Origin of the sequence: Thalassotalea euphylliae (assembly GCF_042682785.1) — a bacterium.
Classification (GTDB): domain Bacteria; phylum Pseudomonadota; class Gammaproteobacteria; order Enterobacterales; family Alteromonadaceae; genus Thalassotalea_F; species Thalassotalea_F euphylliae.
Genome location: NZ_JBHUIB010000003.1, coordinates 885,193 through 907,851 on the forward strand (window position 1 = coordinate 885,193; position 22,659 = coordinate 907,851).

Annotated in this window: 15 protein-coding genes; all 15 read right to left on the reverse strand. The window is 41.9% G+C overall.

The features are described from left to right. Positions 1-16 precede the first annotated feature (16 nt). Complete coding sequence (gene nirD / locus ACFSJY_RS11305) at positions 17-358, reverse strand: nitrite reductase small subunit NirD (protein WP_386034292.1); 342 nt, start codon at positions 356-358, stop codon at positions 17-19. Positions 359-360: 2 nt separating this feature from the next. Next, positions 361-2,943 (reverse strand): nitrite reductase large subunit NirB, encoded by a 2,583-nt coding sequence (gene nirB / locus ACFSJY_RS11310; RefSeq protein ID WP_386034294.1) that lies wholly within the window; start codon positions 2,941-2,943, stop codon positions 361-363. A 247-nt stretch (positions 2,944-3,190) separates the two neighbouring features. Beyond that, the gene (locus tag ACFSJY_RS11315; RefSeq protein ID WP_386034296.1) at positions 3,191-4,957 is read right to left on the reverse strand and encodes a bifunctional protein-serine/threonine kinase/phosphatase; all 1,767 of its coding nucleotides are present in this window, start codon (positions 4,955-4,957) and stop codon (positions 3,191-3,193) included. Beyond that, on the reverse strand, positions 4,947-6,416 hold the full coding sequence (locus ACFSJY_RS11320) for a NarK family nitrate/nitrite MFS transporter (RefSeq protein WP_386034298.1): 1,470 nt from the start codon (positions 6,414-6,416) through the stop codon (positions 4,947-4,949). Before ACFSJY_RS11320 ends, ACFSJY_RS11315 begins: the two co-directional genes overlap by 11 nt. A 277-nt stretch (positions 6,417-6,693) precedes the next feature. Beyond that, the gene (locus ACFSJY_RS11325; RefSeq protein ID WP_386034300.1) at positions 6,694-7,887 is read right to left on the reverse strand and encodes an alginate export family protein; all 1,194 of its coding nucleotides are present in this window, start codon (positions 7,885-7,887) and stop codon (positions 6,694-6,696) included. An 84-nt stretch (positions 7,888-7,971) separates the two neighbouring features. Then, complete coding sequence (locus tag ACFSJY_RS11330) at positions 7,972-8,829, reverse strand: ABC transporter ATP-binding protein (protein WP_386034302.1); 858 nt, start codon at positions 8,827-8,829, stop codon at positions 7,972-7,974. A gap of 19 nt (positions 8,830-8,848) precedes the next feature. Then, positions 8,849-9,742, reverse strand: a complete 894-nt coding sequence (locus tag ACFSJY_RS11335; protein ID WP_386035022.1) for an ABC transporter permease — start codon at positions 9,740-9,742, stop codon at positions 8,849-8,851. Positions 9,743-9,902: 160 nt separating this feature from the next. Next, positions 9,903-11,312 carry a CmpA/NrtA family ABC transporter substrate-binding protein gene (locus ACFSJY_RS11340; protein WP_386034304.1) on the reverse strand — a complete coding sequence of 470 codons (1,410 nt, stop codon included), beginning with the start codon at positions 11,310-11,312 and terminating at the stop codon, positions 9,903-9,905. A 338-nt stretch (positions 11,313-11,650) separates the two neighbouring features. Beyond that, positions 11,651-12,787, reverse strand: coding sequence for a CmpA/NrtA family ABC transporter substrate-binding protein (locus ACFSJY_RS11345; protein ID WP_386034306.1), 1,137 nt, complete (start codon positions 12,785-12,787; stop codon positions 11,651-11,653). Next, positions 12,784-13,386 (reverse strand): ANTAR domain-containing response regulator, encoded by a 603-nt coding sequence (locus ACFSJY_RS11350; RefSeq protein WP_386034308.1) that lies wholly within the window; start codon positions 13,384-13,386, stop codon positions 12,784-12,786. Before ACFSJY_RS11350 ends, ACFSJY_RS11345 begins: the two co-directional genes overlap by 4 nt. A 336-nt stretch (positions 13,387-13,722) precedes the next feature. Beyond that, positions 13,723-14,826 (reverse strand): DUF2855 family protein, encoded by a 1,104-nt coding sequence (locus tag ACFSJY_RS11355; RefSeq protein ID WP_386034310.1) that lies wholly within the window; start codon positions 14,824-14,826, stop codon positions 13,723-13,725. A 36-nt stretch (positions 14,827-14,862) separates the two neighbouring features. Continuing rightward, positions 14,863-17,505 (reverse strand): TonB-dependent receptor, encoded by a 2,643-nt coding sequence (locus ACFSJY_RS11360; protein ID WP_386034312.1) that lies wholly within the window; start codon positions 17,503-17,505, stop codon positions 14,863-14,865. 383 nt (positions 17,506-17,888) lie between these two features. Next, the gene (locus ACFSJY_RS11365; RefSeq protein ID WP_386034314.1) at positions 17,889-18,830 is read right to left on the reverse strand and encodes an alpha/beta fold hydrolase; all 942 of its coding nucleotides are present in this window, start codon (positions 18,828-18,830) and stop codon (positions 17,889-17,891) included. Beyond that, positions 18,823-19,485, reverse strand: a complete 663-nt coding sequence (locus ACFSJY_RS11370) for a nitroreductase family protein (protein ID WP_386034316.1) — start codon at positions 19,483-19,485, stop codon at positions 18,823-18,825. The genes ACFSJY_RS11365 and ACFSJY_RS11370 overlap by 8 nt, the downstream gene beginning before the upstream one ends. A gap of 134 nt (positions 19,486-19,619) precedes the next feature. Beyond that, entirely contained in the window at positions 19,620-22,250 is a 2,631-nt protein-coding gene (locus ACFSJY_RS11375) for a TonB-dependent receptor (protein ID WP_386034318.1), read from the reverse strand. Positions 22,251-22,659: the final 409 nt, after the last annotated feature.

A 22,659-nucleotide genomic window follows, 5' to 3' on the forward strand; every position in this document is an offset into this window, starting at 1 on the left:
CACGACCCGCCCTTGCTTAAATTAAAACCTGCACTGCTTGTTCTTCAATGCGCACTGGGTATGCCCCTACTTGCGCTTCTTCCTGCAAGCAAGTACCCGACTTGAGCGAGAACTGCTGTTTGTATAAAGGTGATGCGACAACAGGCTCACCTTGATTACAACCAACAATCCCGCGGTAAAGCACATTCGCTTTACCAATTGGGTCGAAATTATCAATAGCAAAAACCTGCTCAGGCGTTGAAGGAATATTGAAAATAGCAATTTGTTTGTTTAAATCTTCAATTAACGCACATACACCCGCGTTCAACACTAAGTCATCACTGTTACAGATGGTTCTCCAAGATTTTTGTTCAGCCATGATTAGTCCTCCAACACTGCTACTTTAGGTTCAACGATATTTACAATAGATATTTTTTCTTCATCGCGCGCAGGACGAATTTGCTCACGCTCGGTAACGAACTGAATATTTGAATCTGTTGAATCTGAATTAACAAACTGACGGAAACGTTTTAACGCTTCAGGATCGTTTATCGTTGTTGTCCATTCACATTGGTATTTGCCAATAATGGCAGCCATCTGTTTTTCCAGCTCATCGCAAATGCCCAAATGGTCATCAATCACAACTTGTCTTAGGTAATCTAAACCACCTTCAAGGTTTTCCATCCACACAGATGTACGTTGCAATCTGTCTGCTGTTTGAATGTAGAAACCAAAAATACGGTCGATGTATTTAATTAATGTTTCGTCATCTAGGTCTGTCGCAAACAAATCCGCATGGCGAGGTTTCATCCCCCCGTTACCACATACATAGAGGTTCCAGCCTTTATCTGTCGCTATTACACCAAAATCTTTACTTTGTGCTTCCGCACATTCACGTGTACAACCAGACACAGCGAATTTAACTTTATGTGGTGCACGAATACCTTTGTAGCGATTTTCAATATCAATAGCCATACCGACACTGTCTTGCACACCATATCGGCACCAAGTACTGCCCACACATGACTTAACGGTTCGCACTGACTTACCGTATGCATGCCCTGTCTCTAAACCAGCATCCACCAATTCTTTCCAGATATCTGGCAGTTGCTCAACGCGTGCGCCGAACAAATCAATACGTTGACCTCCTGTTATTTTGGTATACAGGTTGTATTTTTTAGCCACTTCGCCAATAACGATCAGTTTCTCGGGCGTAATTTCACCGCCCGGAATACGCGGCACAACCGAGTATGTACCGTCTTTTTGCATATTTGCTAAGAAAGTGTCATTGGTGTCTTGAAGCGGGATATTACTTTTATCAAGAATGTATTCATTCCACACCGACGCTAAGATTGAGCCAGCGGCAGGTTTACAGATTTCACAGCCTAAGCCCTTACCGTGTTTTTCAATGAGTTGCTCAAACGACGTAATTTTTTCAACTCTAACAATGTCATACAGTTCACGACGTGAATAAGCAAAGTGTTCACAAATGTCTTTCTTCACTTCTACGCCACGGCTTTCCAACTCTTTATCTACAACATCTTTTAATAGTGCCGCACAACCGCCACAACCCGTACTCGCTTTAGTGCAAGATTTAACATCTGCTACTGAGCATGCGCCACCATCAATGGTTTCAATGATGTCGCCTTTGGTGACATTCAAACATGAACAAATCGTCGCAGTATCAGGCAGAGCGTCTGCGCCGAGCATCGGTTTGTCTGCAGCCATAGGAAGAATTAGTGCTTCTGGTGCTTCAGGTAACTCAATACCGTTTAACATGTATTGCAATAAACTGTCGTATTCAGTGCAATCACCAACCAGCACCGCACCTAACAACAGCTTTTTATCTGCTGAGACAACAATTTTTTTGTAAACACCTTCTGGCTGATTTTCATAGGTGTATGACAATGCACCTTCGGTGCGTCCATGAGCATCGCCAATTGAGCCAACATCAACACCCATCAGTTTTAATTTGGTGCTCATATCAGCACCAGTAAATGCGTCTTCTGTCGAAGTATCTAACACATGCTTAGCTGCGACTTTTGCCATGGTGTAACCTGGTGCAACCAAGCCATAAATCATGTTGTTGTATAAGGCACATTCTCCAATAGCGTATATGTCGCTATCCGATGTTTGACACTGGTCATTAATGACGATACCGCCACGTTCGCCTAGTGTTAGGTCGAACTCACGGCCTAGGTTGTCGTATGGGCGAATACCTGCAGAAAACAGCACTAAGTCTGTTTCTAGTGACTCACCATCGCTAAACACCAAGCGATAGCGGCACGTTTCACCGGCTTCTATTACGGTTGTCGCTTTTGACGTGTGAACAGTTACACCTAACTCTTCAATTTTATCTTTAAGTAAACGACCGCCCCCTGCATCCACTTGAACAGCCATCAGTTGCGGCGCAAATTCAACAACGTGTGTTGTTAAACCGAGTTCTTTTAGTGCATTTGCTGCCTCGAGGCCTAATAAACCGCCACCGATCACCACACCAACTTGACTGCAACTTGCACTTTCTTTGATTGACTCCAGGTCGTCAATGGTTCTGTATACAAGGCAATGAGATTGATCTCCCCCAGGGATCGGTGGCACAAACGGGTAAGAACCTGTCGCTAAAATCAATTTATCGTAAGCAAAAGATTCACCTGACTCTGTCGTCACAATTTTTGCTGATTTATCGATGTGTGTAACTTTAGCGTTGGTTTTGAAACTAACTTGCCATGAATCGTAAGTAGCTTCGTCTGTTAACGCGAGATCTTGTGCTGTTTTACCAGAAAAGTACTCTGACAAATGAACACGGTCATAAGCCAAGCGGTCTTCTGCTGATAATACGGTGATTGATACGGCTTCAGGCGATTGACGTAAGTTTGCCAATTGTTCGACAAAGTGATGTCCTACCATACCGTTGCCTACAACAACGACTTTTTGCGTATCCGCTGGGTGGGTATTCGCACTCATTTTCACTATCCTACTTCATTGCATTTTAGTTTTACTTGTAATCAGCAGAATCACGCGCCATGGCGAATCCACTGTTATAAAAGCTTGATAGCAAAGCGAGTGCCAAATATTTATTCGTTACATTTCAGTAACTTAAAAATATCAAAAATAAAATTTTAAAGTTTTTGCACTAGGATGAAAATAAAAGTGCACAACAAAAGTGCGGTTTTTAAAGTATGCGGCCTCTTCCAAACGAATGACAGTTTCGTTAAGTCGACAACGACGCAATTAAAAGAATAATCAGCAATACAGACAACCCTTTCCAGAATAAGACAGGATCGCGTTGCAAGAGCGGTTGGCTTTGATACTCTTTTACTGCAGACATATTAGGTTTGCATATGTCCGCCTCGAACTCAGAATATGCTTGATAACGTTTTGATGAAACGGGTTCGGTCGCTTTTTGAAGTGCATAATCCATCCAAACGGGTAAATCAGATCTAAACTGCTTAATGCTACGATATTGCCAATTTTGTTGTTCAGCTTTTAATGCATCTTGCCGCGTCATTGGTTTAAAAGGTAATTCACCGGTAAGTAACTCATACGTGATAACGCCAAGCGAAAATAAGTCACTGTAATAGTCAGCGTGCATATTCAGCAGCGTTTCTGGCGCAATGTAGTTAACCGTGCCTTGCGGAACCTCATTTTGAATCGTATTGGCGTCTTCATCTAAAGCCGCTACGGCTGCCGTACCGTAGTCAATAAGTGTAATTTTGCCAAACTTATCAATCATAATATTATCTGGCTTTAAATCACGATGCAGTACTTCCATTCGCTGAAATGTTCGCAAGGCAGCAATCACCTGCTTCACAATATCTCTTACAACAGCGATACTTGGCTTTGGATTATCATGCATCCAGTCACTCAACGTTTGACCATCAATATACTCGCAGTAATGATACAAATACTCGCTATTGCGAGCCTGTGTCACCTTCATAATATTGCGATGATTTACCCGCTCACCTAGCCAAGCTTCACGAATAAACCCCTGAATATAGTGGACATCATCGGTGAAGTTTTGAGAAGGAACCTTTAACACACGCGGCTCAGGCTCATCAGGCCTTTTAACTAGGTACAAATGCGAACGTGTACTTTCGTGAAGTGTTTTAATCACTTCATACCCATCTAACTTCAAGCCAGGTCCTAATGCCGGCAGAATTCTCTTACTGAGTAATTCTCTTTCTAGCTCAACCATTTCTTTGACCGGCAATGACTCTACGTATGCAATTAGACAACTTACATTGTCGTCACTACCGTTTTCCATCGCTTTTTGAGCAAGCTCCCTGCCAGTAGTTTCAAGTAAGTCACTGTCGATATCGCCAGACAAATTAGCCAATGTATTTGCAACGTATTCTTTGTCGACAAAATCGTGGAACCCATCGCTGGAGAGTATATAAAAATCACCTTGTTGCACGGCTAATTCAAATGCATCGATTTTTACTCTTGGCTCACCACCAAGTGCACGTGTAAGCACCATATGCTGTTTTCCATGCTTACGGCTATGATCTTTCGTTAAGTACTCAAAATTACCGTCTCGCACTTGTGCAATACGAGAGTCGCCAACGTGAAAAAGGTATCCCGTTGAGGACTTTATAATCAAAGATGAAAACGTTGTAAGCCACTGCTGATTATTATGCTTTACATCATCAGATTGCGCATAAAGCCAATCGTTTAAACTGGAAACAACTTTAAAGGCTGATTTTTGCGTAGACCACGTCGGTGGTGTTGAAAAGTAGTCGGTTAAGAATTGTGTGACAACCAGTTGCGCCGCTTCTCTGGCATGTGATGCGGTAGACAAGCCATCAGCGATTGCTGCAGCAAACCCTTTTTCGTCAATCGTATAGTTTGAAGGTGAAAAAGCAGAAAAGGCATCTTGATTTTCAATCTTGATGCCTTCAGTACTAAAACCGCCATAATGCACCACCAACTTTCGTGGTGCATCCGGCCGTTTTTTTATTGGTACAACATTAGCTGACATGTATTAGTTCAATTGATCCATCTTCTTTTACTTCTGTGATCGTACCCTGTGGCTCTTCCATAAAGAGTAATGTAATGAAGCCAAGAACTGCTGTGCCAGCAATAACCAAGAAGAATGTCTGGTAACTTACCATGGAAAGTACAGTAAGATAAACAACGGCGCCAACATTGCCGTATGCCCCTGTCATACCGGCGATTTGACCAGTTAACCGACGTTTAATTAACGGAACGGCAGCAAACACAGCCCCTTCACCAGCTTGCACAAAGAACGAACACGCCATCGCAGCAACTACTGCCAATGCTAAAGGCCATGCACTATCAATTGTGGACATCACAAAGTAACCGGCCGCTAGGCCTGCTGTTAATATGAGTAACGTTTTTTTGCGACCAAATTTATCGCTGATCCAACCGCCACCCGGGCGAGACATTAAGTTCATAAATGCATATAGCGACGCAAGTAAACCAGCGTAAACCATATCCAGTTCAAACGTTTCAGCAAAAAACAATGGTAGCATTGACACCACAGCTAACTCTGAACCAAAAGTTGCAAAATATAATACGTTTAACACGGCAACCTGTTTGAATTTGTATTGATGGACTTCATCTACAGGTTGTTTGAACAAATGGCCATTGACGGTGTACGTTTGTTTAACTTCAAGTAAATAAAGTGCAACAAGGCCAATATAAACAATAGTGGTGATCGTTTCTGATAATAATGAAACACCAGCAGGTGATAACTTCCACGTTAGCAAAGCAAGCGCACCATACATCGGCAACTTCATAATCAATAGGAAATAAAAGTCGCTTACGCTGGTGACTTCCATTGCACCAGTTTGCTTTGGCTTAAAGTACGTTGACCCTTTCGGTGTATCCGTGACGTTTGCATACCAAATAAAGCTAAATGCTAAACTCATCACACCAGTAATGCCAATTGCATAACGCCAACCGTCTTCACCACCAAATAATAAAGCGATAGTAGGCAACAACATAGCGCCTGCTGCTGAACCAAAGTTACCCCAGCCACCATAGATACCCTCTGCTGTACCTAATTGGTTCGCAGGAAACCATTCACTGACCATGCGTATACCAACAACAAAGCCTGCACCAATAAAGCCCAACATAAAACGAGCAATTGCGGCTTGTTCAAAGGTATCTGCCAAAGCAAACATAAAACAAGGAATACTGCAGACAGCAAGCAATACAGCATAGGTGATACGGGGCCCAAATTTGTCAGTGAGCATGCCTATAACAATACGCGCAGGAATGGTAAGCGCTACATTGAGAATGAGAAGCGTCTTAATTTCACTGCCTGTCAGGCCAAGTGACTCGCCAATTACGCCTAATAATGGTGCATGGTTAAACCAAACAAAGAAAGTGATGAAAAATGCCATCCAACTGAGGTGAAGTATTTTCATCTTCCCCGTAAATGACATGATTTTTATACCTACATCTGCGCTCATTTTTATATTTTTCCCTACAGCGATACATTTCACTGAGGCTAGAGCAAAGCAAATGCCAATTTAAATTATGAAAATATGTCTTTATTTTTCAACGCTCTATAAAAACATAGAATATGAAGGGTGTAAAAGGTGCACTATCATTGACGTAAAAGCACTAATTTTACGCACATTATTCGTGCATAAAATTAGACTATAACGCCAGTGCACCAAAAGGCGATAAAAACAAAATATGTAGACTTTATTTTTATCGCTATTTAATTGCGATATTCGGGAAAGTTTAGAATTTAGCGCCTACCCAAACCCATAATTTATCAGTGTCGACTTTACCTGCACCACTATCGCCCTCTCCATACGCGGCAAACTTTATACCGCCAGAAAACGTTTTGTTAAATGCACGACCGTAAGAAATACCCAGCTCATCACCCAAGTCATCAACCGTGTCACTATCTTCATCCGCATTAAAGTCATGATAAACCACTGACCACTTACCACCATAAGCTTTACCAGAAACAGATACGTACATATCCGTTAAACCCTCTTTAGGCGTAGTTAAGAATTGATCGGTCCAGCCATTGAACGCATGAAGTGTCGCAAGCGGTGTCGAAAAGCCGTACTCGCCATCATCACTGCCTAACAATTCATAGCCGCCTTTTATGGTAATACCATTAACTACGTAGCCTAGCTCTGCAAGCATATAGTCAGCATCGTATTCTACGCTGCCACTTTCAGATTCCTGTGTTGCATATTCAAACGCGTATACCCACTTGTTTTTTCCGTGTTTTTCACTACCCGCAAAACGCACACCATAAGTATCTAGGCTATTGTCTGCACCTTCGTCTACTTCCAACATGTAACTATATGCTGATAGCTTACCCAATGCAGTTTTGTAACCAATATTGATTAAGTGGTCTTTTGCATCGAGATCTTTCTCTTCACCGAAAATACGATTACGTTTGGTCACGTAGGCGTATGTCATATCTAACTTATCATTGGCTTTATAGTTAAATGATGCCGCATCAAACGTTTGTTTGTCTTGACGCCAGCCTACATGCCCAACAAAACGGTGATTATCAAACGTAATGACTTGGCGGCCGACTTTCGCAATTACGCCATTTGCGGCGTATTTTACATATGCTTGATCAAGCTCAGTGGTCTCAGGATCAGCAATCACTGAATATTCCGTATTGTTACCATTCGTGTCGTTATAGTCCTCTACACCTACTGCGCGAGAGTCTTCAAACTCAACAAAAGCTGAAAAGTTTTGATAGTTCGCCGTGGTAAAGTTAAGACGCGTTCGGAGTGTTAAAGCATCAGCGTCTTTTAACGCATTGTCTTGTTCAACACTTTCATAGCGTAAGCGGAAATCAATTGTGGCTTTACTTTCATTGTTAGCAGCATAAGCAACGGTTGGCGCTAGTACACTTGCAGCTACTAAAGGCAATAATACCTTAGAGATCTTATTAAGTTTCATGAGGTTCCCTTATTTTCTTTATTATTAAATCGGTGTTTCTTCGATTTATTGACCTAACTATAGTCAATAAAAATGTTTTATTTATTAAGCAACATCAACTTTTGCACTATTTTTGTGCGGTTGTTCCGCTTTATTTGTAACTTTTGTTGATATTGTTTCGACTTTGCGCTGCTTCTCATACAAGAAGGTCAACACGGACGAGCGTAAACGGTTGTACTCATCATCTTGGGCTAGTGTGATACGGTCGCGAGGTCGTGGTAAATTGACATCTAAAATCTCGCCAATCGTTGCTGAAGGACCATTAGTCATCATCACAATACGATCAGATAACAATACAGCCTCATCGACATCATGAGTGATCATAATGACTGTGTTGTTAAGCTCATCTTGTATTTCCATCAACGAGTCTTGCATATGGGCGCGTGTTAACGCATCTAGCGCACCAAAAGGTTCATCCATCAGTAGTATTTCTGGTTGCATTGATAATGCTCTCGCAATGCCAACACGTTGCTTCATACCGCCAGAGATTTCATCAGGGCGCTTGTGCATCGCATGTTCCATATGCACTAATGTAAGGTTGTGTTCTATCCACTCTTTCATTTCAGCTGGCGACATTTTCTTGTTGAAAATTTGCTTTACTGCAAGCTCAACGTTTTGATAGGCCGTTAACCATGGCAATAACGAATGATTTTGAAATACTACCGCCCTTTCAGGCCCTGGCGCGTTAACCTCTTTATTGTTAAGTAAAACTCCGCCACTGGTAGCTTGGTATAAACCTGCCACAACATTCAGAACAGTCGACTTACCACAACCTGAGTGTCCGATTAATGAAATGAACTCGCCTTTTTTAATTTGTAAATCAACATTTTTAAGCGCGGTAAAGTCACCTTTTGGTGTTGGAAACACCATGTCGATGTTACTGATATCAAGTAATGTACTCATCGTATTATCCTCTTCTTTCTTATCGTTTAGCGCTTGCTTTGTCCCATGACAAAACACGTTGAAGTTGCAACATTCCTCGGTCTAACAAGAAGCCGATAAAACCAATGACGAATACAGCAGTCATAATCCGGCTTAATGATTGTGAGCTTCCGTTTTGGAACTCGTCCCAAACAAACTTTCCAAGGCCAGGGTTTTGCGCCAGCATTTCTGCTGCAATAAGGACCATCCAGGCAATACCGAGCGATAGACGCATACCGGTAAAGATTGCAGGGATAGAAGCAGGTAATACGATTTTTTGGATATGTGTAAGATTAGGTAAGCGTAAGACGCGGCTTACGTTTACCCAATCTTGATTGATTGCCGCAACACCCACCGACGTATTAATAACCATTGGCCAAATACAGCAAAGCGTTACGGTAATTAGTGAGTTAATAAATGACTTAGCAAACATAGGCTCTGGCGATGTATATACCGCACTTACCACCATAGTCACTAATGGAAGCCAAGCTAGTGGCGACACTGGTTTGAAAATTTGAATAATCGGATTAATCGCGGTATTCAAAGATTTACTCAAACCAATGGCAATACCCAGTGGAATAGCAATCAGAGCAGCGAGTACAAAGCCGCTCATTACTGTCACCAAACTGGTACCAATTTGATCAAGAAACGTTTCTTTACCTGTATATGCACGAATTTTCGGTACATAGTCAGGATCTTTGGCAATACGCGCTGCATTGCGCTTTTCTTGACGTTCATAAAATGCAGTGGCCTTTTCTCGCTCTGCATTGTGTTCTTCATATAAATTAACGACCTGTTCAGCAACCGCCGTTGGTCCAGGAAACTTACCGAGTGAAGTATCAATACTGTTTGCAACAACTGACCATACAAGTAAGAACACTGCGATGCCCACCATAGGCAATAGTATTGCCTGTGCACGGTTAGACACAAAGTGCACTACTTTGCTCAAAGCTCCATTGCTATTGCTGCCAGCGATAAGTTTGTTTGTTAGCGTCGTCATAAATTAACTCCTTGCGCACTGCGCGAGTGCGCATATTTTTACCTTTGATAAACGATTAGATCTTGTCGCCAGCTTTTAAACCGATGCTGAACTTATTGATGTATTCGTTAGGCTTTGTGCCGTCGTAAACAATGTTATCGATGAAATGTGTTTGTGGATTTCTAAAACCGTCTTCACCTGTTAACGATGCAAAATCAGACGCTGACATTAATTTTTCTTTGACTAAAGAATTTGCCGCTTTCATGTAGATGTCTGGGCGATATACTTTCTTGGCTACATCGAAGTACCAGCTATCAGGCATGTCTTCGCTAATTTGGCCCCAGCGGCGCATTTGCGTTAGGTACCAAATGGCATCTGAATAGTATGGATAAGTCGCGTTGTAACGGAAGAACACATTAAAGTCAGGTACCTCACGCTTATCGCCTTTTTCGTATTCAAACGTACCTGTCATGCTATTTGCGATAACATCGTAATCAGCACCTACGTAGTTTGATTGTGATAAGATTTTCACTGCTTCCGGACGGTTAGCGTTATCGTTCTCATCCAACCATTTCGCAGCACGAATTAATGCGCGAGTTAGACGTACGGTGGTATTTGGGTATTTCTCTGCAAATGCCTTAGTGATACCGAATACCTTCTCTGGATTATCTTTCCAGATTTCATAGTCAGTCACGACTGGTACACCGATACCTTTAAATACCGCCTGTTGGTTCCATGGTTCACCCACACAGTAACCATAGATTGTTCCCGCTTCTAATGTCGCAGGCATTTGCGGTGGTGGCGTTACAGAAAGTAAAGCTTCTGCATCAATTTGACCTGAAGTATCACCTTTATGCGGAGCATAGAAACCAGGATGGATGCCGCCAGCAGCTAACCAGTAACGTAACTCATAGTTATGGGTCGATACTGGGAATACCATACCCATGTTGAATGGCTTACCTTCGGACGTGTATTTTTCTACAACAGGCTTTAATGCATCTGCTTTAATTGGATGAACTGGCTTACCGTCAGCTCGCTTAGGAATATTCGCTTTCATTTGTTTCCAAATATCATTGGAAACCGTAATACCATTACCGTTTAAATCCATTGAAAACGGTGTAATGATTTCTGCTTTGGTGCCGTAGCCTATAGTCGCCGCTATCGGCTGACCTGCTAACATGTGCGCGCCATCTAAACGTCCATCGATAACGCCATCAAGCAATACCTTCCAGTTTGCTTGCGCCTCAATGGTTACGTATAACCCTTCATCTTCGAAATAACCTTTTTCATAGGCAATCGCAATCGGTGCCATATCGGTTAATTTGATGAAGCCAAATTTTAGTTCTTCTTTTTCTGGATACCCTATTTCTTCTGCTGTTGCACTGACACTAAATAGCGACGTTGCTACACAGATACTTGCGACTGCTGCTTGCCCTATAAGCTTGCGACAGAAAGTCTTAGGTTGGTTTAACATGCGTGAAAACATTTTTTTCTCCCAATAAAAAAGCCCGATACGAACTCACCATAGTCAGTCGTATTCGGGCTGCTTTGCCAAACTAATTTGATGCCACGCCATTGTGGTGTAATTAGTTAAGAAATCTTTTTGTAGCGCATTTAAATTCCATGCTTTAAATGCTTATGCTGCACTCGTTGCAGTACTGAGTAGTTTTACGTTTTGCTCAGTTTCAAACGTTCCCTTATTTCTTTACACAAATAGTGCCAATACACTAATTATTTTTTATCTCTTTGTATTTATTGGTTTTATTTTGTTTAGGTGCCTATTGTGAAAACCGACGCACCCTTTCATTGCCTCGTTTTGGCGCACTAACGTGCTATTTTGGTACTTGGCAATAGACTCAGTGTTTTGGCGCATTTATTCGTTTTACCACTAATTGCATCACGGTAGATGTCAGGGCGATATACAGCAGAGACTAAGTCCTCAGGAATGTCCTGTTTCACATGATTATGTTTTCTCATGTGGTTCAACAACCATTCGCCATGAAAGTAATCCGGCTGATTGATAGTATCGCCTTCACTGCCGCTGAAACGATTGTAATTAGGTACTGATCGAGGTGACAGTTCGTGGTGAACGAGACAACTACCAATTAATGAAGGGGCTATAACAGAGACATGCAGATCTAAATAATTGTGTTGACTCAGCATTCGTGCAGCTTCAAAACGATTTCCAACAAAAGACAGCCAATCACAAGCCTTTTTCAATGCATAAATAATCGCTTTTGTCGATTCAGGGTTGTCTTGCTGCCACTTACTTTTAAGCGCCAATACTTTTTCGGGTACATTTGGCCATATATCGCAAGAAGTTACACAGGTAACACCTACGCCATCTCTAACGGCCTTTGCATTCCATGGTCCACCAACGCAAAAACCATCAATATCTTCGGCCTGAAGAGCCTCTACCATGCTTGCTGGTGGGATGATAACTATTTCAATATCTTCCATAGCGACATTGTTTTGTTCAAACCATGTTGAAAGTTGATAGTAGTGACAACTGAATGGAAATACTGTCGCAAATCTCAATTTTTTGCCCGCAGAGCGACGTTGCTCAATAATGGGCTTTAATAGTGACGCACTAAGTGGCAATTGCAACGCTTGCGTTTGGTGAGTGAATTTTAACTCTTCATATAAGGGCATAGATAAGGTAATGGCATTACCATTTTGGCTAAGCACCATACCCGCAATTACATCAACAGGCTCACCGTGCATGCCTAGTGTACTTGCTAAAGGCATAGGAGCCAGAAATTGCGCCGCATCTAGCACGCCTGCATGCAACTTATCGCGCATGGTTGCCCAAGAATATTGCTTTTTCAGCGTAACTGACAAACCTTGTTCTAAAAAATAGCCATTCTCATATGCAACAATGATCGGCGCACAATCTGAAAGCGGCATAAAACCTAACTTCACATGGTGTTGTTCGATATCAAATTTCTTAGATTGGCTCACGATGATTTCTCCAGCATGTTCGCCAGCGACATAATGTTGCGAGCAACGCTTTCAAGTTTTTGACTATTATCCATCGCCATTTTTCTAAGGCTGTGATAAGCCTCTTGCTCTGTCAGCGCTTTAGATTCCATTAACCACGCTTTGGCTTGATCAACAACACGTTGATTCGCGGCTTTGGTTTTCGCCTCAATTGCTTCTTGTCGGTAAACTTGATATTCGTTAAATCGAGCAATCGCAATATCAAGAATTTTACGCACTTTGTCTGTCGCTACCCCACCAGCAACATAAGCACTCACGCCTGATTGCACCATATGGTGAATCGTTTCCTCTTCATCTTGGGAGAGCATAATCACAGGCTTAGGGTTAGTTGACGAGATCACAGCAAGGCTATCGAGCATGTCGCGATTTGGCGACTCGATATCAATAAGAATAATATCAGGTTGCAATTGCTCTACTTGTTTAAGCAAAGGCATACCTGAAGATGTTACATGACGTATGCAGTAATTTGACTGTACAAGTGCTTCGATAAGTAACGCGGCTTTGCGTTTATCATCTTCGACTAACAGTACACTAAGTTCATCTATTTCAATGTTTGGCATAAATCCAGCTGAAAAGGTTTGCTAAACATAACTGCTTTAACAAATTCAATTTACATACCAACCAATAGGTCATTGTATTTATTGAATATTTTGACATACCAATCAATTGCATTAAAGTAAATGTTCTATTTTAACGCAACGTTTGCATCAATTTGGTGAGACCCATTTGCACATTTTAGCGCGATTCACCGATGGCTCTTTAAAAGAACCGCATGCGTTTAAGCTGCATTTTAAAACAGAAGAAACACAATCAATTACGGCGTCATTCGGGCAAAATAAATTTCCAATACTGTCAATTATGTCAAATACACGCCAATCAGAAACATGAAGGCCGACTTACAGCGTAACGATTAAACCTTGCTTAGCATCTTGCTTGCCCAACAATATTGATTGATAGTGACGTTCAAGGGTATTCATATCACTAATTCCTTCAATATCGATGTGTGCAAAGCAAAACGCTATAAACGGGTTGAGCATTTGGGCGATATTGACCATGAGCTTCTCACTGCCCCACTCGTTGCTCCGTTTTTCTACTTGATGCGGTGCAAAGAAATTAATGGGCTTAGGACCGACTAATTCCCCTTCAAAATAAAGATCGTTAATATGCGTTGCCCCTACTCGGCTTGAAAATTTGAGGTTGCCAGCAAAAAGTTGATGAATGTTTGATAGCACCGTGTTTGAACCTGCCATATCAACAACAATTGAAGGGGTGTTAGCATCTAAAGATGCAATGTCGTCATAGTCGATGACGTTGTCATAAACGCCCAGAGACTTAACATAGTCGACACGACTTTTAGATGTTATGCCAACACTAGGTTTCAAACCTCGCTGTTTAACACAAAATGCTAACGCAATACTTGTTTTACTCGATGCGCTGGTTATCAAGTATTGGTCGGCGCCAAAAAAATTGTTGTCAAACATAAAGTCGTCGATTAGCCACGACGTGGTATATAACCCTTTAACCAACATTTGATAGTCTTCTGTACCTTTCTGATAAAAAGGGTTGGCAGCGACACGCTCAAAACGCGCGTATACAGGAGAAAGTCCTTGTCGATGTTCGCTAGTATCGAAAAAACCTGATACCGACACTCTACCCGCATTTATCGTGAGGTATTTACCCATTGGGAAGAAGCCATACACTCGCTCACCAACGGAGATATCGTCATGGTTAGAGGCAACAACATCAGCAAACCCCATGACGGGTAATCGCCCCCAGCCTTTATTGGTTGGGAAAAAGCGCCAATAACCAAGCATATCACCGGTAATACCGTACGTAACATTGTTCGCCGTTAATGCAAACTTATCGACTTGCAGTAACACTTGACCTGCCGCTAGCGGCCAGTCAAAAACCGACGTGCACACACGTGTTTCATTAAGCGATTTTTTGGCGACTTCGAATACGTCGTACTCACGCGCTTGGCTATTAAATACCTTTTCCATATTAACTTCCTTTTTATTATTGAGTTATTCTTACCCTTAGAACTGCTTTCGTAACGTTACGCCAAAAGTTCTTGGCTCTGACACATAGGCGTTCATCTTGCCATCTTGGATCGGCACATTGAAATTATTGCCATTTACGTATTCTTCATCAAACACATTACGACCCCACAGAATAATGTCTAAGTCGTAGTCTTGGAGATGAGCAAATAACCTTGCATTAACCAAACTGTAACTGTCTTGTTGGGCGTAAGGGTCGTTACTGCTATCAAGTACCATATCGCCTGTATAGCTATAATCTATTTGGAAAAAAGAATAGATACTCTCTAGAAAAACCAGTTCTTGTTTAATACTTAGCGCCGCAAAGTCTTCTGGTTCACCAGCTGGTCTATCACCGGAACGATTACAGTAAGGATTTGGGTTAGCAGGATCTGTACTCTCCTGGCCAGGATCGGTAATGCCGGTATGCCATGTATAAGCAACCCAACAATTTCCACGTTCAAAGTTATCAAACTCGGCATTAACACGCGCATAAGCAAAATGAACTTCCATTTCATCGGTTGGCAACCAAGTCACCTCTACTTCAACGCCATCAATTTTATAGTCACCAGCATTTTGAAGGTTAAAACCATTTCCGGTGTATGCGTTCGCTTGAAAATCTTCAACCTCAGTGTAATGCGCTGCCGCATTGATGCGAAGCTTGTGATCAATAAAGTCCTTCTTGATGCCGACCTCATATGAAGTAGAAGTTTCTGCGTCAAAAATAGGGTCAAAACCTTCGGCTAATCGATCCGTATTTGTTCCGCCTGATTTGTAACCCGTGCCAATTGACGCATATACCATTGCATTTGGGTCAAGTTGATAACTTAACTTTGCCGTACCCGTTACTTTGTCATCCTTCAATGTCTCGTCAACATTGGAACGCTGAGAGGTCACGGGACCGAGTGGTTGGAAACCCCAGCCAGGTGTCTGAAATGGCACAAAGGCTTGCAATGCTGCTTGTCCATCAGGCGTCGTAATATCTATCTGACCTGTTGCAATTCCATCAGCAACAGCACCAGCTACTGCAGCACCATAAATCAGGCTCCCTGGCACGATAGTCTCGGGATTAGCAGGATCCCCTACCGAATTAAAAAAAGGAACGAAAGTGGTACCATTTGGCATATTTTCAAAATAGTTCGTCGATATTTCTTTCTTTTCGTCGGTATATCGCAACCCTGCAGTAAGGGTCATTTTTTCACTCAGCCGATAATCAAACTGGCCAAAAATTGCGTAACTTTCGTGGTCTTGTTTAGATATATGATCAAAACCAACGCCAGCTGGCGCCGCTTGTGCCGAGGGAGCGACTAATCCGCCTGTTAGTGCGCTTATTTGATCAATACCTGATAGTAAGGGATCAAGTGCACCTTCGAACCCCGCCATATAGAATTCATTGAATAAACCATCCGTATATTGGCTGTAGTCCAAATCCAGATCTTGTGTAAAATAATACAGACCGACGATATAGGTTAAATCCTTACCTGAATACGTCAAACGAAGTTCTTGCGAAAACGAGCTCTGCTCAACATCGTTTATCGTTCCAAACAGTGCGACATCAGAATAATCGGTATCTATATGGTCGTAAGAGTCAAAGTTTCTGAAACCCGTAATTGATGTCACGCGATAACGCTCATCTACATCCCAATCTAACTCAACGGATATCCCAGAGTCTTTCATCGTCGACTCAGGTAAAAATGTATCGTTGACCTTGCGTTCAAAGAAATCTTCACCACTAATAAAGGTTCCGTTAAACGGTGGTTGCGTTAACAAAGCATCGGTACCAAACTTTCCCGGAATTTCTCTTGCGGTAAAATTACTAATTAGTGCAGGAGAGCCACAGCATATTTCATCTATCTCACTGTGGTCAGCAATAACACGTAAACTGATATCGCTACTTGGTGTATATAACATTTGTAAGCGGGCACCCCAGCGATTTCTATCATTTTGGGTTTCATCACCTAGTATGATGTTATCGACAATCCCGTCCCTATCACTGCTAAATGCAGTGGCACGAAAAGCAAGCACATCCTCTATAGCGGAGAAAGATTTAGCCCCTGAAAAATTCAATAGGCCATAATTTCCTGCTGTAACCTCTAAAAATCCATCGTCACTTTCATGACTAGGCTTCACCGTTCTTACGGTGACCGCGCCAGACGGGGTGTTTTTACCGAATAACGTCCCCTGAGGCCCTTTCAGCACTTCTACCGCTTCAATGTCGACAAAATTATTTATCATGGAATTTTGACGTGCGCGGTATACACCATCGACATACAAGCCCACGGAAGATTCTAAGCCAAAGTTTTGTGAAGAAGTGCCTACCCCTCTGATTGAAAAGAAGGATTGCGTGGCACTTTGATGCTGAAACGCATTAAAAGCCGGAACAAGCGTTTGTAAATCGTACACATCCTTGATAATTGCTTCTTGAAGTTGTTGCCCTGAAAAAGTAGTCACAGCAATCGGGACTTCTTGCAAATTTTGTGTACGCTTTTGCGCTGTGACCGTAATTGTCTCTAAAAATGTATCAGTATCACTTTTGTGGGAGGTATTATCGCTATGCTCAATATTTTGAGCTTCTGACGTAAGGGAAAATGAGGCGAAAATAGCCATCGCTAACGCTGAGCGACGGGTATGTAAAGTAAACATGGTATCTCTCCAAAGGATTCTACAGCCTTTACCAGTTTGATTATTTATTTAGAACTAAATTTGCATCTCAACAAGAGTGTTCGATGCTAACTCACTACTAATAGTCCATATTTACACTTTTAACGCATTAAAGTTATTGCTTTGAAAAAGGTTGCTTTGATGCGCTTTTTAAACCAGTCTTTTATCTATTGTTATTGACTGTTAACTGCCTTCCGCTGAGCTTTATCGGTAGTTTGTTTATTCACCAACGGTGTAATTAAACGCTGGCTTATAAGTTATGTAGCGAAAGATACTACACGAATAACCGCCGTTTAAAAATTAAAACACTCATTTAAATTATCTGTTTAACAAATTAATCACATTTGTCATTAACCATAAGCTGTCTATTTAATAAATTTATCAATGGCTTGGTTAATTTCGGCCGAACATTCGTGTTGGAGCCAATGAGTCGCATTAGGAAACCTTACTAACGTTAAATCGGTTACATAGTGTTCTAGACCGTCCAGCGTCTCCACCACAAACGCCTGGTCTAGCTCCCCCCAAAGTACAAGGGTTGATTGACTAACTCTGATATTTGGAATGTGGGCTTGTTCAGCCTGCATTTCGGGTGAAGGTTGCGTATTAGCCGCTATTGAACCTTCCTTAATCCCAGGTTCTCTCTCTGCCAGCTGCGGCATAGCTCGGTAATATCCCATCATGCCAGCTACCGCCCCTTCGATGGACCAAACGCTCTTGTACTCCCGCATGAGCTCAGTAGAAACGGCATCAGGATTCATCGTAGAAAATATTTTTTCGCCAAGATAGCTATAATCATTTGCAGATAAACGCTCAACAGCATCGTCAGCGATTAAATCGTGTATGTAATCGCTCTTTACGCGCTGTGCGACATTATTAAACATTTCTCGGGTAAAAGTACTTGGGTGGGCAGCGTTTAAAATAACCAATTTATTGACTAGGTCTGCATGAAATGCAGCTAAAGGCCATGCAATTGCACCGCCCCAATCATGTGCAACTAGAATTACGCGATTGCCTTGAGCGACTTTCTTTATGAACTTTGAAAAAAAACTAACTAAGTTAGGTACTTGATAGAATGTATTGTCGTTTGGTTTATCGCTTAGGTTATAACCCGGTAAGTCTGGTGCAACTAAATGAAATTGACCAGTGAAGTATGCTAGTTGCTCTTTCCAAGTACCCCAATATTCTGGGAAGCCATGAAGGAAAATAATGGAAGCATCGAAATTATCAGCTTTACCACTTTCTTTATAGTGTATGCTGACGCCATTAACGTCAACATACCTACTTTTTAATGCTTCAATACTAACCATAAAACTGAACGGCGTCGTTTAACGAAGCTCTGTCTGTGCGAGCTTTATTGGCATTATTCGATACATCCTCATAACCAAACGACATACCAAACAAAATCCCTCTATCAGCGGGTAATTGAAGCACCTCTCGCACGGGATCAGGGAACTGCCCTAGCGCACCTTGCATACAATTACTAATGCCTTTTTCAGCCATAAGCAAAGACAGTGTTTGTGCATAAATACCTAAGTCAACAGCGCCCATAATGTCCAAATACTTGTCCATCGTGAAAAATACCGCATGCGGCGCTCCAAAAAATTGCCAGTTGCGCAACATAGCCATTTGCCTGGCCTGTTTGTCTTCGCGCGCAATATCCATTGCAGAATATAGAGCATTTGCAGACCCAAATTGTCTATCTCGGTGAATTCCTTGATATTGCGGTAACCAATTAAAATCTGGGTTTGGTTTCGTCCCCCCCATTAGTAGGCTAACAAATTTATCTTGTAGCGTGTTTTTCGTGTCTCCTGACACGACACATATCTGCCATGGTTGAACGTTACAATTAGATGGTGAAAGTTGTGCGTTATTAAAAATGTCGTCTAATACACTTTGTTCAATAGGCGTATTCTGGAATGCACGAACGGAATGACGTTCTTTTAATAATTCAGCTAAAGACATAAATCCCTCTTTATAAAAATAAACGCCCTAGCGAAAGCTAAGGCGGATTATTGATTGGTTCTAGAACAATGAATATACGAAAGCTGGGGATCTCGCTTTATTCATTGCCCTAAAACCAAAACTATTTACTACTTTTAAAAACGTTTTTTCAAGGTAATACCATATGTTGCTGGTTCAGAAACATATGCGTTCATCTTGCCGTCTTGGATAGGTACATTAAAGTTAGTACGGTTAATGTACTCTTCATCTAAGATGTTACGTCCCCACAGAATAAGATCTAAATCATAGTCTTCAAACTTCACAAAGAAGCGAGCATTGAGCAAGTTATATGAGTCTTGCATTGCATAAGGGTCGTTACTACCATCAAGCACCATATCACCTGTGTAACTATAATCGGCCTGTAAATATGAATATATGGTATCTGACAGGTAGAACTCTTGTTTAACACTCAGAATAGCGAAGTCCTCTGGCTCACCACCTGGACGGTCCCCTGTTCGATTACAGTATGGATTAGGGTTTGCCGGGTCAGTACTTTCTTGACCAGGGTCGACAATACCCGTGTGCCATGTGTATGCATTCCAACAGTTACCACGTTCAAAACTATCATATTCAGCGTCAACCATTGCATAAGCAAAATTTATTTCAGTGCTATCCGTTGGGAACCATGTCGCCTCTAACTCAAAGCCAGAGATTTTATAGTCACCTGCGTTTTGCAAATTAAAGCCGTTACCTGTAAATGTATTCGCTTGGAAATCATCCACTGTCGTATGGTGGGCGGCTGCGTTGATACGAAGATCTTGCTCAACAAAGTCTTTCTTCCAGCCTATTTCAATAGACTCTGACGTTTCTGCTTCAAAAATTGGCTCAAAACCTTCAGCAATACGGTCAGTGTTAGTACCGCCTGATTTATAGCCAGTACCGTATGAAATATAAGCCATTGAATGTCGATCAAACTGGTAGCTAAATTTCAACGTACCCGTTACTTGGTCGTCTTCAAGAGTTTCTACAATATCAGAGCGTTGAGCTGTCGTAGCACCTAACGGTTGGAAACCCCAACCTGGTGTTTGGAATGGCACTAATGCTTGAAGCGCCTGCTGACCTTCAGGGGTTGTAATATCAATTAAACCTGCTGATATGCCTTGTAACACTGCGCCAGCAACACCCGCACCATAAATTAATGTTCCAGGAACGATAGACTCAGGCGTGGAAGGATCACCAATACTGTCAAAGAATGGTACGAACGTATTGCCATCTGGCATATTCTCAAAGTATCGTGTTGAAAGATCTTTTGTTTCGTCGGTGTAACGAAGACCCGCAGTCACCGTTAGCTTATCCGTTAACTTGTAATCAACTTGGCCGAAAATCGCATAACTTTCATGTTCTTGTTTAGCGATATGGTCAAAACCTACACCGGCTGGTGCAGCTTCTGCCGACGGCGCCACTAATCCCCCCGTTAAAGCACTGATTTGATCAATACCGTTTAATACCGGATCAAGTGCCCCTTGGAAGTTCGCCATATAGAACGTATTAAACAGGTCATCTGTATAAAGGCTGTAGTCTAAGTCTATATCTTGCGTGAAGTAATAAAGACCCAAGATATAATTAATATCGTCTCCAGCATAAGTCAGACGAATCTCTTGTGAAAATGAGTCCTGCTCTGCATCGTTCGTGGTACCAAATAAGTCAGCGTCGGTAAAATCACTATCAATATTGTCGTAAGACTCAAAACTACGGTAAGCAGAAATAGATGTTAACGTAAATTTATCGTCGATATCCCAATTAATCTCTGCTGATAACCCTCTATCTTCCATGCTCGATTCAGGAAGAAATGAAACAGCAACTTTTCTATCGTAGAACTCATCGTCACCAAAAACCGTAGCATTAAACGGAGGTTGGCTTAAGAAGGCATCGCTACCAAACTTGCCAGGAATTTCACGTGCTTGGAAATTACTTACTTGTGTTGGCGCAGCACAACAAATCTCGTCAATTTCACCATGGTCCGCAATAATACGCAGTGAAAAGTTATCGCTAGGCGTGTACAACATTTGTAGACGAGCTCCCCAACGATCGCGATCGTTTAAAACTTCATCACCTAAATTAACATCGTCTACGATTCCGTCTCTATCACTTGTAAAGCCAGTAACGCGAAAAGCTAATACATCTTCGATTGCAGAAATCGACATAGCGCCGGCAAAGTTTAACAATCCATAATTACCCGCTGTTACTTCAACAAAACCGTCATCGCCATCATGGCTAGGCTTAATTGTACGGACCAACACAGCACCAGACGGCGTATTCTTACCAAATAGTGTGCCTTGTGGGCCACGCAACACCTCAACCGCCTCTACATCAATCAAGTTATTGATCATCGAGTTTTGGCGCGCACGGTATACACCGTCAACATACAAACCTACTGAAGACTCTAAACCATAGTTTTGAGACGACGTCCCTACACCACGAATTGAAAAGCTAGACTGAGTCGCACTTTGACTTTGGAATGCGCCAAGTGCTGGTACAGCTTTTTGTAGGTCATATAAATCCTTGATCACTGCCTCACCCATTTCGTCACCTGAAAATGCAGTGACTGCGATGGGTACTTCCTGTAAGTTTTGAATACGTTTTTGTGCAGTTACGGTAATGGTTTCTAGATATGAATCGTCTTCTTTATTCTCTGTAGACTCTTCTTGTGCGTGCGCTGCGCTAACGAACAACGACGTAACGATGGCCAACGCTACTTTAGAACGTTGAAAGCTTGTTGTTTTCATGGTGCCTCTCCCCAAAAGCCCCTAGCTTTTCACTAGTTTTTGTTATTTTTCTGATAAATGTGCTGATAGTTCAGCGGTTTTATTGAATGATATTTATCAATTTCTACTGTGTGGAGAGACTTGAAATCTGTCAACGAATCAAATAGAGTGGCGACTCTATTTCGTATGATAAGTTAAAAGAGCGAAATTTTTCGTAGAATTTTTAATCAGTCATAGCGCAGCCTGTAGGCAACCTCTGGTCTTACCATCGTACATAATTCACCAAATCAATAGTGAATATTCACAATAGTCATTATTCGTAAAACGAATACAGATTTGGAAATCCAATGAATATTTATCCAATATTGGCATAATTGGCAGTAACTCTGTCTTCTACCGCCTGCTTTAATCAAAAGTTCTATTAATTGTG